The sequence below is a fragment of the Chryseobacterium taiwanense genome (assembly GCF_000813825.1).
GTDB classification, from domain to species: domain Bacteria; phylum Bacteroidota; class Bacteroidia; order Flavobacteriales; family Weeksellaceae; genus Chryseobacterium; species Chryseobacterium taiwanense.
On sequence record NZ_JWTA01000004.1, the window covers coordinates 429,847 to 443,932 of the forward strand.

16 protein-coding genes and 1 riboswitch are annotated in these 14,086 nt (G+C 33.8%); of the genes, 11 read left to right on the forward strand and 5 right to left on the reverse strand.

Going from position 1 to position 14,086, the window contains the following annotated elements:
- Window positions 1-36: 36 nt before the first annotated feature.
- Window positions 37-1,314 carry a replication-associated recombination protein A gene (locus tag RM51_RS05430; RefSeq protein ID WP_039365919.1) on the reverse strand — a complete coding sequence of 426 codons (1,278 nt, stop codon included), beginning with the start codon at window positions 1,312-1,314 and terminating at the stop codon, window positions 37-39.
- 178 nt (window positions 1,315-1,492) lie between these two features.
- On the opposite strand from RM51_RS05430, the gene yidD reads away from it, so the two are divergent.
- Together yidD and lgt are read left to right on the forward strand one after the other, a co-directional pair.
- Window positions 1,493-1,741, forward strand: a complete 249-nt coding sequence (gene yidD / locus RM51_RS05435; protein WP_039365921.1) for a membrane protein insertion efficiency factor YidD — start codon at window positions 1,493-1,495, stop codon at window positions 1,739-1,741.
- 406 nt (window positions 1,742-2,147) lie between these two features.
- Window positions 2,148-3,011 carry a prolipoprotein diacylglyceryl transferase gene (lgt, locus tag RM51_RS05440; protein WP_039366478.1) on the forward strand — a complete coding sequence of 288 codons (864 nt, stop codon included), beginning with the start codon at window positions 2,148-2,150 and terminating at the stop codon, window positions 3,009-3,011.
- Window positions 3,012-3,036: 25 nt separating this feature from the next.
- Here lgt and RM51_RS05445 read toward each other — a convergent pair whose 3' ends face one another.
- Window positions 3,037-4,554 (reverse strand): bifunctional ADP-dependent NAD(P)H-hydrate dehydratase/NAD(P)H-hydrate epimerase, encoded by a 1,518-nt coding sequence (locus RM51_RS05445; RefSeq protein WP_039365923.1) that lies wholly within the window; start codon window positions 4,552-4,554, stop codon window positions 3,037-3,039.
- 76 nt (window positions 4,555-4,630) lie between these two features.
- On the opposite strand from RM51_RS05445, the gene mscL reads away from it, so the two are divergent.
- Window positions 4,631-5,017, forward strand: a complete 387-nt coding sequence (gene mscL, locus RM51_RS05450; RefSeq protein ID WP_039365925.1) for a large-conductance mechanosensitive channel protein MscL — start codon at window positions 4,631-4,633, stop codon at window positions 5,015-5,017.
- Between the two features lie 46 nt (window positions 5,018-5,063).
- On the opposite strand, the gene RM51_RS05455 is transcribed toward mscL, so the two are convergent.
- Together RM51_RS05455 and RM51_RS05460 are read right to left on the reverse strand one after the other, a co-directional pair.
- Complete coding sequence (locus tag RM51_RS05455; protein ID WP_039365927.1) at window positions 5,064-6,023, reverse strand: D-2-hydroxyacid dehydrogenase; 960 nt, start codon at window positions 6,021-6,023, stop codon at window positions 5,064-5,066.
- A 97-nt stretch (window positions 6,024-6,120) separates the two neighbouring features.
- Window positions 6,121-6,525 (reverse strand): LNS2 domain-containing protein, encoded by a 405-nt coding sequence (locus RM51_RS05460; protein ID WP_039365929.1) that lies wholly within the window; start codon window positions 6,523-6,525, stop codon window positions 6,121-6,123.
- Between the two features lie 203 nt (window positions 6,526-6,728).
- Here RM51_RS05460 and RM51_RS05465 point away from each other — a divergent pair, with 203 nt between their 5' ends.
- The 4 genes from RM51_RS05465 to gcvT all read left to right on the forward strand — a co-directional run bounded on the left by RM51_RS05465 (window position 6,729) and on the right by gcvT (window position 9,506).
- Complete coding sequence (locus tag RM51_RS05465) at window positions 6,729-7,331, forward strand: Pr6Pr family membrane protein (RefSeq protein WP_039365931.1); 603 nt, start codon at window positions 6,729-6,731, stop codon at window positions 7,329-7,331.
- Window positions 7,332-7,435: 104 nt separating this feature from the next.
- A complete protein-coding gene (idi, locus tag RM51_RS05470) occupies window positions 7,436-7,945 on the forward strand; it encodes an isopentenyl-diphosphate Delta-isomerase (protein WP_039365934.1) in 510 nt (169 codons plus the stop codon).
- A 1-nt stretch (window position 7,946) separates the two neighbouring features.
- Entirely contained in the window at window positions 7,947-8,420 is a 474-nt protein-coding gene (locus tag RM51_RS05475; RefSeq protein WP_039365936.1) for a hypothetical protein, read from the forward strand.
- A gap of 9 nt (window positions 8,421-8,429) precedes the next feature.
- A complete protein-coding gene (gene gcvT, locus RM51_RS05480; protein ID WP_039365938.1) occupies window positions 8,430-9,506 on the forward strand; it encodes a glycine cleavage system aminomethyltransferase GcvT in 1,077 nt (358 codons plus the stop codon).
- Between the two features lie 401 nt (window positions 9,507-9,907).
- On the opposite strand, the gene RM51_RS05485 is transcribed toward gcvT, so the two are convergent.
- A complete protein-coding gene (locus RM51_RS05485; protein ID WP_084110951.1) occupies window positions 9,908-10,261 on the reverse strand; it encodes an arsenate reductase family protein in 354 nt (117 codons plus the stop codon).
- A 125-nt stretch (window positions 10,262-10,386) separates the two neighbouring features.
- On the opposite strand from RM51_RS05485, the gene RM51_RS05490 reads away from it, so the two are divergent.
- The 4 genes from RM51_RS05490 (at window position 10,387) to RM51_RS05505 (ending at window position 14,075) form a co-directional block, all read left to right on the forward strand.
- Entirely contained in the window at window positions 10,387-10,854 is a 468-nt protein-coding gene (locus RM51_RS05490) for an acyl-CoA thioesterase (protein ID WP_039366480.1), read from the forward strand.
- Complete coding sequence (locus tag RM51_RS05495) at window positions 10,854-11,726, forward strand: sugar phosphate isomerase/epimerase family protein (protein WP_039365942.1); 873 nt, start codon at window positions 10,854-10,856, stop codon at window positions 11,724-11,726. The genes RM51_RS05490 and RM51_RS05495 overlap by 1 nt, the downstream gene beginning before the upstream one ends.
- A gap of 13 nt (window positions 11,727-11,739) precedes the next feature.
- A riboswitch (Fluoride riboswitch) is annotated at window positions 11,740-11,807 on the forward strand.
- Between the two features lie 31 nt (window positions 11,808-11,838).
- Window positions 11,839-13,143 carry a voltage-gated chloride channel family protein gene (locus RM51_RS05500; protein ID WP_084110954.1) on the forward strand — a complete coding sequence of 435 codons (1,305 nt, stop codon included), beginning with the start codon at window positions 11,839-11,841 and terminating at the stop codon, window positions 13,141-13,143.
- A gap of 50 nt (window positions 13,144-13,193) precedes the next feature.
- Window positions 13,194-14,075: a LysR family transcriptional regulator gene (locus RM51_RS05505; RefSeq protein ID WP_039365944.1), complete on the forward strand. Its 882-nt coding sequence runs from the start codon at window positions 13,194-13,196 to the stop codon at window positions 14,073-14,075.
- The last annotated feature ends 11 nt before the right edge of the window (window positions 14,076-14,086 follow it).

Consider the following 14,086-nt stretch of genomic DNA (forward strand, 5'->3'; position numbering starts at 1 on the left):
ATAAAAAAGGTATCTCGTTGAGATACCTTTTTTATTTTAATATTTACTTGTCCACTTCTTTTTGAGCTCATCATAAATTTTCTTTTCAGTAGAATTATTTCCTGGCTCGTAAAACTTTCGATCTTTTATTTCATCAGGAAGAAAATCCTGGTCAACAAAATTCCCGTTGTAAGAATGGGCATATTTATATTCTTTGCCATAATCCAGATCTTTCATCAATTTGGTTGGAGCATTTCTTAAATGCAGAGGTACTGGTAAGTTTCCTGTTTGTTTTACAAAAGCCAAAGCCTCATTGATAGCCATATATGCTGAATTACTCTTAGGTGATACTGCAAGGTAAATGGCAGTTTCGCTTAAAATTATTCTCGCTTCAGGATTTCCAATAACATTTACCGCCTGAAAACAATTATTGGCAATTACCAAAGCATTAGGATTCGCTAAACCAATATCCTCAGAAGCCAAAATCAACATTCTTCTTGCAATGAATTTGATATCTTCACCACCTGCAATCATTCTTGCCAACCAATATACCGCTCCATTGGGATCACTTCCTCTCATGGATTTTATAAATGCTGAAATAATATCATAATGCTGTTCACCATTTTTATCATACAATGCCATTGTTTCCTGTAAAACAGATAGCACATCATCATCATGAATTTCTTTTTTTTCGGAATTTTTAAATTGATTCAGAACCAGCTCTACAGAATTAATCAGTTTTCTACCATCTCCTCCCGAATATTGAATAAAAGCCTGTTTATCTTTAATGATAAAATCTTCTCGTTCATCTTTATTATATCTGTTCAGTGCTATATCAATAAGTTCTTCAAGCTTTTCATAACTTAACGCTTTTAAAACATAGACCTGACTTCTGGAAAGCAATGCCGAAACAACTTCAAAACTTGGATTTTCAGTTGTCGCTCCAATTAAAACCACCCATCCTTTTTCTACTGCATGTAGAAGTGAATCTTGTTGAGATTTATTAAAGCGGTGTATCTCATCAATAAATAATATCGGAGATTTTCCTGAAAACAAATTTTGTTTTTTTGCATCTTCAATAACTTCTCTTACCTCTTTCACTCCTGATGAAACTGCTGAAAGCTTGAAAAATGTACGTCCGGATTTTTCAGAAATAATCTCAGCCAATGTAGTTTTTCCTGTTCCCGGAGGTCCCCAGAAAATAAGAGAATTCAATGTATCATTCTCTATCATTTTTCTGATCGTGCCTTTTTCTCCGGTAAGATGCTCCTGCCCTAACACATCTTCTAATGTTTTAGGTCTAAGTTTTTCAGCTAATGGAATATTTTGATTCAATTTTCTAGATTTAATAATAAGTTGAATGTTCAGAACATAAGTATTTCAATGATTTTAAACTATGAAATGAGCAAATCGACAAACACCGGATTTTATCCGACAAACGGACATTTGCAGCCCTGAAACTTCTAACAAATTTAAACTAATTTTCAATTTTTTACGCTATTTTTGCAATGTTTTGAAACCAACATTCAATAAAATCGTCACATTTCCTCTGGTACTATTCATCCGATTTTACCAATGGTTTATTTCGCCTTTACTTCCTAAAAACTGTCGTTATGAGCCTACCTGTTCGCATTATATGATAGAAGCATTACAGGTTCATGGGATTTTCAAAGGTTTTTGGCTGGGTGTAAAAAGAATTTCAAAATGTCATCCTTGGGGAGGAAGCGGATATGATCCTGTACCTCCAAAGTGTAATCATTAATATAAAAAACATCATTATAATGAGTAATGTATTCTTTAGAGTTTATCTCTTGGTTTTTGCTTTTTTCGCACAAAATCTTTTTTCACAAAATTATGCCGACGGACTTTCTGACGCCACATTAAATGTAAATAATGAAAAAATAGCCGTAAAAGTATTTTCTACTACGGATGCTGAAACCTTCAAAGATTTTTCAAGCAAAAAAAATGACAATACTCTTGTTATCGTAAATTCAGCCAACTTAGAATCTAAAGGAGGATGGGGAGCTTTTTATGATGCTTCTTTAAATATGTTTAAAATGAGTGGCTATCAATTTTTAGATAAAGATTTTAAGCCTACACAAAATAAAGAAGATTACAAATATCTGGCAAAAGTTCAGAAAGTTATACAACCTACAGATCAGGTAGCATTGGAAACAGAATATAAAATCTGGGATCCTTCTACCGGAATTCACTTAGGACCCATTACATTGCACTATTATAGTTTGATGTTCATTTTTGCTTTCGGATTAGGATATATTTTAATGACAAGAATGTTCACAATTGATCATGTGAATCAAAAATATCTGGAACCTCTTTTCACATGGACTTTGATTGGGACTATTTTAGGAGCAAGATTAGGACACGTTATTTTTTATCAGCCGGAACTTTTTAAACAGGATTTCTGGAGTGTATTTTTACCGATCCAAACAAAACCGGAATTCAAATTCACAGGTTTCTCAGGTCTTGCCAGTCATGGTGCAACGATCGCATTAATTTTAACAACGTTGTATTATTCATATAAAATCATCAAGAAAAATCCTTTCTGGGTATATGACAGATTAGGAATTGTAGTAGCTTTGGGAGGTGCATTTGTGCGTATGGGAAATTTCTTTAATTCTGAAATTATTGGTAAACCTGTAGCTCCAAACTCTCCGTTTGCTTTCCTTTTCCCTCAGATGAGTGACGAATACGGAATCACTGTTCCTCGATATCCTACTCAGTTATTTGAAGCAATAGGTTATGTTCTTTTGTTTATCCTTTTATGGGTATTATATAGAAAAACTGACAAAAAATATCAGCAAGGTTGGTTATTCGGTTTATTCTTTATTATTCTTTGGGCAATCAGATTCTTCGTAGAATTCTTAAAAGAGCCTCAAGGAGACGAATTTATTCAGTTGGGAGGATTAAATACCGGACAAGTATTATCGATTCCTTTTATGATAGCAGGTTTAATCATCATGCTGTATTCTAAAAAGAATAAGATAGCTCCGGAAGCTGATAAAACTTTCTAAGCCAACAATTATACAATATTAAAAGTCACAATTTTTTTGTGACTTTTTTGTTGATATATAAGAAAGTAGTTTCCAATTCTTTTATTACGTCTGTAGGCTGCATCGATTCTTTAGAATGTTTTTCTGCAGCAAAGTCAGCTGATTTTCCATGAAGCCAAACTCCCAGAATAGCTGTGTTTTCAGAAGAATATCCTTGAGCCAGTAAAGATGTTAAAATACCCGTCAAAATATCCCCACTTCCTCCTTTTGCCAGTCCTGAATTTCCTGTAATATTAAAAAAGACATTCCCATCAGGCGTTATTATCTGTGTATGATGATCTTTTAATACAATATATAGAGTATGCTCCATAGCTTTTTGTATAGCTAGATCAGTTCTTTCAAATGCATCTTTTGTTGTTCCGAAAAGCCTTTCAAATTCTTTGGGATGTGGGGTAATGATCGAGTTTTTAGGAATCAGTTTTATATAGAATGTATCTTTAGAAATAATATTAAGCGCATCCGCATCCAAGATCATGGGTGAGGAACAATTTTTCAAAAAGTTAATAAGACTTTCTTCTGTTTTATCATGAGTTCCTAAACCAGGACCAATTCCTAACACAACTTCTTGATCAACCTCTATACTTTCAATATAATTTTCTCCTCCTTCTATAAACATTGCTTCCGGTGAGGTAGTTTGTAGAATATCATATCCACACTTTGGGCTCAATGCAAACACAAGTCCCGCTCCACTTTTCAAAGCCGCTTTTACAGAAAGAACAGCCGCTCCAATTTTACCATAGTTTCCTCCTACTATTGCAAGTTTGCCAAAGGTTCCTTTATGGGAATATTCATTTCTAGGTTTAAATATATTCTGAATCAAACCTTCATCAATAGTAAAATAATGAGTCTCGGTTTCATTAATAAATTGAGAATGAAGACCAATATCTAAAATCACAACTGTACCTGTATATTTTCCCGTTTCAGGGTATAAAAAGCTTTTTTTCCAGAACTGAAAACTTAATGTATAATCAGCTTTCAACACTGTTTCACCTTCATCAATATTTTTATCAGCATATAATCCTGAAGGGATATCTATTGATATTTTTATATTATTTAAAGAGTTTAGCTCATTAATAATTTTCTTTTCCACCTCTTCTATCTTTCTGGAAAGACCTGTTCCAAAAATGGCGTCAATACAGGTTATCTTGTCACTCAGTTTGTCTTTTTGGAAATCTTTAAATTCTTTAACGGTAATTCCTGAAAAATCTTTCAGTTTATGGTAATTAATAGTTGCATCCGGAGAGAAATTCCCGTTCAAATCTCTTACAAAAACATCAACATTAAATCCTTTTAAATACAATAGCCTTGCAATCGCAAATCCGTCACCTCCATTATTACCATTTCCGCAAAAAACAGCAAAATTTTCATGAATCTTACAATGTTCCAACAACCAATTAACACAAGATTGTGCTGCACGCTCCATTAATTGTACAGAAGAAACGGGCTCATTCACAATCGTAAATGCATCACATTCTCGAATTTTTTCTGCATTAAAAATTTTCATTAAAATGTTTTTCTTAAATTTAGTGAATATTATTCAGTCAAGTGAAGGATTTGATAACAATTAAAAAAATATAAATATGGGATTTTTCAAAGAATTTAAAGAATTTGCTGTTAAAGGAAACGTAGTAGATTTAGCTGTCGGGGTAGTTATTGGTGGGGCTTTTGGTAAGATTGTAACGTCTTTGGTAGAAGACATCATCACACCGGCTATTTTAACACCAACATTGGAGAAACTACAGCTAAATAACTTAGCAGAACTGGTAATTCCCGGTACGGCTATTAAATATGGAATGTTTTTATCTGCAGCAATTTCGTTCATTGTTGTAGCTTTTGCATTATTCTTAATGATTAAAGGAATCAACAAACTGAAAAAAGAAGCTCCGGCTGAAGCTCCTGCAGGACCTACTGAAGATCAAAAACTTTTAATGGAAATTAGAGACTTGCTTAAAGCTAAAAACTCATAAAAAAAACGCCGCAAATTTTTGCGGCGTTTACTTTTTAATCTCTCTCTTATTGAATTTGCAAAATACTTGAAATCTGCTCAGCCAATGACAACCCGATTCTATCCTGAGCTTCCAAAGTAGAAGCACCTGTATGCGGCGTCAAAGAAATCTTTGAATGATTTAATATCTTTTTTGAAGGTGTTGGTTCATTGATGAAAACATCCAACCCTGCAAATCTTACTTTTCCTGAATCTAAAGCATCAATTAATGCTTCTTCATCGATTACTCCTCCTCTTGAGCAGTTTACCACAGCAACACCATCTTTCATCATTTCAAATTCATTTTTACCGATCATGTAACCGTCTTTTTGTGCCGGAACGTGAAGCGTAATGAAATCTGAATGCTTTAATACATCTTGTAAAGGCTCAGTTTCAATATCTACATTAATAAACTGGTTATTATAGAATTTTACTTTGATACTTGCTTTTCCTATGTTGTTGTCAGCAGCGATCACTCTCATTCCAAGGCCTAAAGCAATTTTTGCAACTTCCTGCCCGATTCTTCCCATTCCAACAATACCAATTGTTTTACCTTTCAGCTCAATTCCTGCTGCATACGCTTTTTTCAACCCTGCAAACTCAGTATCTCCTACTAAAGGCATTTTTCTGTTTGAATCCTGCAAAAATCTTGCTCCTGAAAACAAATGGGCAAAAACCAATTCAGCCACCGATTCTGATGAAGCTGAAGGGGTATTGATTACATGAATTCCTTTTTCTCTTGCATACTCTACATCAATATTATCCATTCCTACTCCTCCTCTACCAATAATCTCAATAGAAGGACAGTTATCAATAATATCTTTCCTTACCTGTGTAGCACTACGTACCAAAATTGTACGAACATTGTGCTCATTAATGTAATCTACCAGCTGTTCTTGTGGAACTTTTGTAGTAATCACTTCAAAACCCTTCTCAATCAATGCATCAATACCAGATTGATCCAAACCATCGTTTGCTAAAACTTTCATAAATACTTTTAATTATTTAAAAAATTAAAAGATTTAAAAATTAAAAGAAAAAGCATCTGCTTTTAATCGTTTAATCTTTAAATCTTTAATTATATCTTTAATCTTCTTTAAAAACTTCAATGGTTACCTGCTTTTCGATAAGGTCTGTAAATTTACCTTTATATCTTGTAGCTCTCACCAAATGATTATCAATCCAATGATAATTTCCTCCTCTCGGTTTTCCGCACAATACACTGTGATATTTAAAACCATGCTTATCTAACCAATCGATCGTAATTTGTTTCAGATTTTCCGTTCTTGAAGTGAAAAAACAAATCTGGTGTCCTTCGTCATACCATCTGTTAATTGTTTCCAAGGCATCTGGAAAAGGCTCACAAGTCACCATTCTCTCAGGTTCTTCATTCGGAACATCTTCTGTGATGGTTCCATCGATATCAATTAGGTAATTTTTTACTCCGTCCTTCAGAATCGGACTCAAGTGATCTTTGTATTCTAACTCCATTATGAAATTTTGTATCAACAAATTTATGACTTTTAAAATAAAAACCCTTTATTAAAGTTTATTTAAATTAAATTTTTACTATAAAAAATATCATTAAAAGAATAAATTAACAATTTTTCACCGATTCTATTATTATAGGTTAAAATTTTTCTATTCAGAAAAAATAAAGTTATCTTTAATATTCTATAGATAAACCCCTTCTGATGACACAAAGAATTTTATCTTTAATTTTTGCTTTAATTGGTTGGTTCGCGGTGATTACCCAATATTATTTGATGGTAAAAGGCAATCAGATTTCTTTTACAGAAGCAACTATTCGTTTTTTCAGTTATTTTACCATTCTTACGAATTTAATTGTTGCTGTATATTTTACATTTCAGGCCTTCAGTAGCTTTTCAATAATTAAAAAATCTGGAATACTTACTGCTATTACTATTTATATTCTGATTGTTGGATCTATTTATCAGATTATTCTTCGCTCAACATGGAATCCTACAGGATTACAAAGACTTGTTGATGAACTTTTACATACTATCATTCCTATTCTCGTACTCATTTACTGGTATAAGTTTGAAAACAAAAGAGATTTGAGCTACAAACAAATCCCTTCGTGGACAATTTATCCTTTACTTTATCTTTTTTATATATTGATAAGAGGGCATTTTTCAGATTTTTACCCTTACCCGTTTGTGAATGTAACCGATCTTGGTTATTCTCAAGTTTTTATCAATTCTTTCTGGATTTTGGTGTTCTTTATTGGCTTATCAATGCTTTTCGTACGCATTGGAAAAGCATTGAGTAAATAATAACTATTCACAATATTTCCGGGAATTCATCCTTCTCAAACCTAAAATCATGATGTTTTCCCAAAAATTTCCAAAATACATTTATTACACTTACATTTGTAGAAATGGAAGAATTTGTAGTTTTAGTAAATCCTGAAGATAAAGTTTTAGGATTGATGGAAAAACAGCAGGCTCATATTAATGGCCTTTTACATCGGGCTTTCTCCGTATTTTTATTCAATGATAAAGGTGAAATGCTTTTACAGAAAAGAGCATCAGAAAAATACCATTCTCCTAACCAATGGACGAATGCAGTCTGTTCGCACCCCAGAAATGGAGAAACTTATCTTGATGGTGCAAAGAGAAGAGTAAAAGAAGAGCTGGGAATAGAAGTCGATCTTTCCGAAAAATTCCATTTTATTTATAAAGCAGATGTAGGAGGAAATCTTTGGGAACATGAATTAGACCATGTTTTTACAGGATTTTACAATGCTGACTTTGCTCTTAATAAAGAAGAAGTAGAAGAAGTGAGATACATCTCAATGGAAGATCTGGATAAGGAAATCGCAGAAAAACCGGAGACTTTCACAGAATGGTTCAAAATTATTTTAGAAGAATATAAACATCATTTTTAAGATGATCAAGCATTCATTATTCATTATATTGTTGTTCTTAGGGCATTTTTTATCCGCTCAAAAGAAGCAAACGTATGAAAATACCAATTATTCCATCAATTTTCCTGAAGGATGGATGGCAATGAATGAGACAGATATTGTCAACATTTTCCCAACCAATCAAATAGGAGCCGTTACCATTTCTGAATATCATGATTTGGATTTACCCTCTACTGAAATCAAAAAATTTATCCTAGCTCTTTACAAGTCTCCTGATGACGAAAATAAAGTGAAAAGCACTAAAAGCAAAAAAGGATATACCGAATATTTTTACGAATACTTTGACGAAAAAGAAAAGCTTTTCTGGATCACTAAAGTATTTCAAAAAGAAAAAGAACTGTATCTTATTTCCATCAATTGCGGTGAAAAATACTGGAACGGAAATTACATGAGCCTTTTTAACGAGACCTTTAATAGTTTTAAAATAAAGAAATAGAAATTAAATATGAAGAAAACAGCATTGTACGACAAACACGTTTCTTTGGGAGCTAAAATCGTACCTTTTGCAGGTTTTGAAATGCCTGTACAATATTCCGGAGTAACGGAAGAGCATTTTGCAGTAAGAGAAAAAGCAGGATTGTTTGATGTTTCTCACATGGGACAATTTTTCATCGAAGGTCCCGGTTCAAAAGATCTTTTACAATTTGTAACGACCAACAATGTAGATGCTCTTGAAAACGGAAAAGCTCAGTATTCTTGCCTTCCTAACGAAAACGGAGGAATCGTGGATGACCTTATCGTTTACAAAATGGAGGACGATAAATATTTTGTGGTTGTCAATGCTTCAAACATCGATAAAGACTGGAACCATATTTCAAAATACAATACGTTCGGAGCAAAAATGACCAATGCTTCAGACGATATGTCTTTATTGGCTGTTCAAGGTCCGAAAGCAACTGAAATTCTTCAAAAATTAACAGAAACTAACCTTTCTGAAATCCCTTACTACAACTTTACTGTAGGTTCTGTAGCTGGAGTTGAGAATATCATCATCTCAAACACCGGATATACAGGAAGCGGTGGTTTCGAAATTTATTTCAACAACGAAGCAGCAGAAAAACTTTGGGATGCGATCATCGAAGCCGGAGCTGAAGAAGGAATTGTTCCTTGCGGATTGGCTGCAAGAGATACGTTGAGACTTGAAAAAGGATTCTGTCTTTACGGAAATGATATCGACGATACCACTTCTCCAATTGAAGCAGGTTTAGGATGGATCACTAAATTCGATAAAGATTTCGTATCTAAAGAAACTTTTGCAAAGCAGAAAGAAGAAGGAGTAACGAGAAAATTAGTTGGTTTTGAATTAACTGATAAAGGAGTTCCAAGACACGACTACCCTGTTGTAGATGCGGAAGGAAACGTGATCGGAAAAGTAACTTCAGGAACACAGTCTCCAATGAAAAAAGTAGGTTTAGGTCTTGCGTATGTAGATAAACCTCACTTCAAATTAGGTTCTGAGATCTTCATTCAGGTAAGAAACAAAAATATTCCTGCAAAAGTGGTGAAAGCTCCTTTTGTATAATTTGGAAATAACACAATAGAAAACCCGTCTTGTACATTTTACAAGACGGGTTTTATTTTAATGTAAATATTTTTAGAAGCTTATTCCCGCTTTCCGCTGTATCTTTTGTTCCGCTTTGCTGCACAAAAGGATGTCACTACAATCGGGGCTAGTTTTTTTGCCGTTCATTTCAAAAGAAAGTATATCTACAGAAGTTAAGGTTTGTTTTAAATAAAATATTCATAACGTTTGTCATTCCGTAGGAATCCAGGTTTACTTGATAATAAACAAGAGCACAAACTAACTGCTTAGATTCATACGGAATGACAAATCAAAATATCTATCCTTTCACAACTAAGAATTACAATTTATTAATACTCTAAACTTTTGAGATTGCTTCGTCGCTCCGCTCCTCGCAATGACTAATTCACACCAAAAAACTCCTGCAAAGCCGCCACATTATTCTTATCATTCCCAACAAAAATGTTGTTATCGGTGATAAAAACAGGACGTTTCAAAAAGGTATAATGATCCAGCAACAATTCTTTGAAATCCTCTTCTGTTAAAGACTTTGCATCCAGTCCTCTCAATTTGATCTGAGTTGATTTTTTGCTGAATAATGCTTCATAAGACTTTGTTTTTTTATGCATTTCCTCTAGTTCTTCTTTCGTGATGGGTTCTTTTTTAATTTCTCGAAGTTCCCAATCTGTAAGGTCGAATTGCGCTAAAATTTTTCTGCAAGTGTCGCAGGTATTAAGATAAAATACTTTTTTCATTATTATTGTAAGTCTGTTATTATTTAAAATTCGTCTTCATTTCACTTTCTGCTTTCAAAAGTAGGATTTAATCTAGGATTTTGAAAATTATTAAATACCTTTATTCAATCAAATTTTTAGTGGAAATGGAAAACAAACCTATTACTTTTCAGTTTATTTCAGAGCCTTCAGATGTTAATTACGGAGGAAATGTACATGGTGGAAGCGTTATGAAATGGATTGATCAGGCGGGATATGCTTGTGCAACAACCTGGAGCGGTAATTATTCTGTAACCGTTTATGTGGGAGGAATCCGTTTCTATGAACCCATCAAAATCGGAGAAATTGTAAAAGTAGAAGCTCAGGTGATTTATACAGGTTCTTCAAGTATGCATATTTCGATCAATGTGTTTTCAAGAAATCTGAAACAACCGAATTTTGACAAAAAAACACATTGTATTATTGTTTTTGTGGCTGTTGATGAAAATGGGAAAAAGCTTCCGGTTCCGAAATGGATTCCTGAAACTAACGAGGATAAGCAAAAAGAACAATACGCAAAACGTCTTATGGAATTGAGAACCCAGATCGAAGACGAAATGAAGCCATTTTTATAATGGATAGAAAAGATTTCATTACCCTTTCTTCATTAGGATTTTTAGGATTATATTCCTGTGGAATTTCTAATTTAAATATGAATAAAAAATCATTGGCAATTCAATTATACACGGTTCGTGATGCTATTTCTAAAGATCTCGAAAAGACTTTTGAGAAACTGGCCATATTAGGATTTACAACTTTTGAAATCTATGGATATGACGGAACCTTTTTCGGAAAAACAGCTGCAGAATTTAAGAAAATATTGTCTGATAACGGATTAAAAGTCATCAGTTCGCATCACAGAACTGGAATTACCGATCATGAAGACGGAACTCTTCTGAAAAACTGGAATAGAACGTTGGATGATTTGAATACGATTGGATCAGAATATGCTGTTTGCTCCTATCTTCCTGAAGCAGAAAGAACATTAGAAAATTATCAAAAGCTTCCTGAAATTCTTGAAAATGCCGGACAAATTTCCAACCAAAACGGAATTCAGCTGGCCTATCACAATCATGATTTTGAATTTCTAAGAAAAGATGAACAACATACTTTTTATGACTTTATTCTTGAAAACACGTCCTCAGATTTAGTTAAAATGGAACTGGACCTATATTGGATTTCGAAAGCAGGTCTAGATCCTTTAGCTTATTTTAAAAAGTACCCCAAAAGATTTCCATTGTGGCATGTGAAAGATATGAAAGCAGGAACAAAGGACTTCGCAGAAATCGGAAACGGAACCATTGATTTTAAAAGAATTTTTGAAGCTAAAGAGAAAGCCGGGTTACAATATTGGTTTTTGGAACAGGATTCCAGTGAGAAAGATATTTTTGAAAGTATAAAAATCAGCAAAAAGTATATTTCGGAACATGCTTTCTTTTTAAAATAAATTTTATATTTGCAATACAAAAGGAAATGGTGTTCTTCCTTACCCAACCGCTTTACAAAAGCTGATGACGCCTGATTAATAGATTATTAATAATAATTGGATCAGGAAAATTATGTCTAAACATCAACGAACATTAAGTCATAAAGCAACATTTCACACCCGATTTTTCTTCAGAAGATTTCCGGCCTTACCTTATCTATTGAAATGGCTTTGTATAAGTCTTATTATTGGAGCATTGGTAGGAACAGCTTCTGTAGGCTTTTTACAATCGTTGGAATGGGTAACCAATTTCAGAGAAAACCATATCTGGCTGATTGCGTTACTTCCTATAGCTGGTTTTTTGGTTGGTCTTTTATATTATTATTTTGGTAAAGACGTTGAAGCCGGAAATAATTTGCTGCTTGAAAATATTCACGAACCCAAAGAGACTATTCCTTTCAAGATGGCTCCTTTTGTGTATTTGGGAACCATTATCACTCATTTTTTCGGAGGTTCGGCCGGTCGTGAAGGAACTGCCTTACAAATGGCTGGAGCAATTGCCGATCAATTGACAAAACCGTTTAAACTTGACAAATGCGAACGGAAGATCTTAATCATTTCTGCCATTGCTGCGGGTTTTGGTTCTGTTTTTGGAACTCCTTTAGCAGGAGCTGTTTTTGGGCTTGAAGTTTTCCTGATCGGAAGAATTCGTTATAATGCCATTTTCCCAGCATTCGCCTCTGCGATTTTGGCAGATTGGGCAACGAATCTTTGGAATGTAAAGCACACGCATTATCATATCGATCTTATTCCCAAACTTGAATTTCTTCCCATTTTATATAGTATTTTAGCCGGCATCGCTTTTGGAATTTGTGCAGCAACATTCAGTAAGGTAATTCATTGGGCTGGTTCTATATTTAAAGCTAAAATAAAATACCCTCCTTTTCGTCCTGTAATTGGTGGAATTATTGTTGCAATCGCTGTTTTTGCAATGGGAACGACAAGATATATCGGTCTGGGAATTCCAACTATTGTAGAATCTTTTGAAATGCAGCTTCCCCTGTATGATTTTGCTTTAAAAATGATTTTTACCATTGTTACCCTTTCAGCAGGTTTCAAAGGTGGTGAAGTGACGCCGTTATTCTTTATCGGAGCAACGTTGGGAAGTGCCTTATCTTTATTTATTCCGCTTCCATTTGGTTTGTTGGCAGGAATGGGATTTGTAGCGGTATTTGCAGGAGCTACCAATACTCCATTCGCTTGCATGTTGATGGGAATTGAATTATTCGGAGCTGAGTGTGGAATTTACGTTGCTATTGCCTGTGTTGTGTCTTATTTACTTTCAGGAAACAACAGCATTTATACGAAACAAAGAATCGGGGAACCCAAAAACAAAAGGTTTGGACATCTAAGCGACAAGAGCTTCTCTGATTTATAAGATGAGTTATTTTAAATAGGATAAGAAACAAAATTTCTTACCTTTAAAATATGTTTGATTACAGATTAAAAGTTTTCCACACCGTAGCTTCCCGATCGAGTTTCACAAAAGCTTCGGAAGAATTGAATATCTCTCAACCTGCCGTAACGAAGCACATTAAAGAAATAGAAAATCAGCTGAACACAAAGTTATTTGACAGGAAAGGAACTACCATTCAGCTTACACAAAGCGGGAAAGTGTTGTTTGAATATGCTGAAAGGATCAGAAATATTTACCGTGACCTGGAATTTGAGATCAACCAGATTAATCAACAGCATAAAGGAAAGCTTATTATTGGCGCAAGTACAACGGTTGCTCAGTACATTTTACCTGAAATTCTGGCAAAATTCAATTCATATTACAAAGACATTAAAATTGAACTGCTTACTCATAATACGGAGATCATTTCTGATCTGTTGAAAGAAGGCAAAATTGACTTGGGGATTATTGAGGGAGAATCTCAATCGAATTATTTTGAGTATCAAATATTTAAAGCCGATGAAATTGTTTTAGTTGCAAAAGCGAATCATTCTTTAGCTAATAAAACCTTGAATGTAAAAGATTTATATGACCTTGAATTAATTTTCAGAGAACAGGGTTCCGGATCTTTAGAGTTTATTCAAAACCGTTTGAGAGAAAAAGGAATTGTACTTGATCAGCTCAATATTGTCATGCAGCTAGGAAGCAGCGAAAGCATTAAAAATTATCTTTTACATTCAGATTCTTTAGCATTTCTGTCGATCAGTACGGTTTTGAATGAATTAAAAAACAATCAATTAAGCATTATTGACATTAAAAACTTCAGTATTGAGAGGAATTTCCATTATATTCTTCCCAAAGGTGAGCAATCAGAACTTATCAGGCTTTTCCTGAAATTTATTAATCAGTTTTAGTTTTCAATACA

What these genes read in the sequence shown, in the direction of transcription:
- RM51_RS05445 (WP_039365923.1), bottom strand. Translation starts at nt 4,554, where the DNA reads ATGAAAATTTTTAATGCAGAAAAAATTCGAGAATGTGATGCATTTACG.
- mscL (WP_039365925.1), top strand. Translation starts at nt 4,631, where the DNA reads ATGGGATTTTTCAAAGAATTTAAAGAATTTGCTGTTAAAGGAAACGTA.
- RM51_RS05455 (WP_039365927.1), bottom strand. Translation starts at nt 6,023, where the DNA reads ATGAAAGTTTTAGCAAACGATGGTTTGGATCAATCTGGTATTGATGCA.
- RM51_RS05460 (WP_039365929.1), bottom strand. Translation starts at nt 6,525, where the DNA reads ATGGAGTTAGAATACAAAGATCACTTGAGTCCGATTCTGAAGGACGGA.
- RM51_RS05465 (WP_039365931.1), top strand. Translation starts at nt 6,729, where the DNA reads ATGACACAAAGAATTTTATCTTTAATTTTTGCTTTAATTGGTTGGTTC.
- idi (WP_039365934.1), top strand. Translation starts at nt 7,436, where the DNA reads ATGGAAGAATTTGTAGTTTTAGTAAATCCTGAAGATAAAGTTTTAGGA.
- RM51_RS05475 (WP_039365936.1), top strand. Translation starts at nt 7,947, where the DNA reads ATGATCAAGCATTCATTATTCATTATATTGTTGTTCTTAGGGCATTTT.
- gcvT (WP_039365938.1), top strand. Translation starts at nt 8,430, where the DNA reads ATGAAGAAAACAGCATTGTACGACAAACACGTTTCTTTGGGAGCTAAA.
- RM51_RS05485 (WP_084110951.1), bottom strand. Translation starts at nt 10,261, where the DNA reads ATGAAAAAAGTATTTTATCTTAATACCTGCGACACTTGCAGAAAAATT.
- RM51_RS05490 (WP_039366480.1), top strand. Translation starts at nt 10,387, where the DNA reads ATGGAAAACAAACCTATTACTTTTCAGTTTATTTCAGAGCCTTCAGAT.
- RM51_RS05495 (WP_039365942.1), top strand. Translation starts at nt 10,854, where the DNA reads ATGGATAGAAAAGATTTCATTACCCTTTCTTCATTAGGATTTTTAGGA.
- RM51_RS05500 (WP_084110954.1), top strand. Translation starts at nt 11,839, where the DNA reads ATGTCTAAACATCAACGAACATTAAGTCATAAAGCAACATTTCACACC.
- RM51_RS05505 (WP_039365944.1), top strand. Translation starts at nt 13,194, where the DNA reads ATGTTTGATTACAGATTAAAAGTTTTCCACACCGTAGCTTCCCGATCG.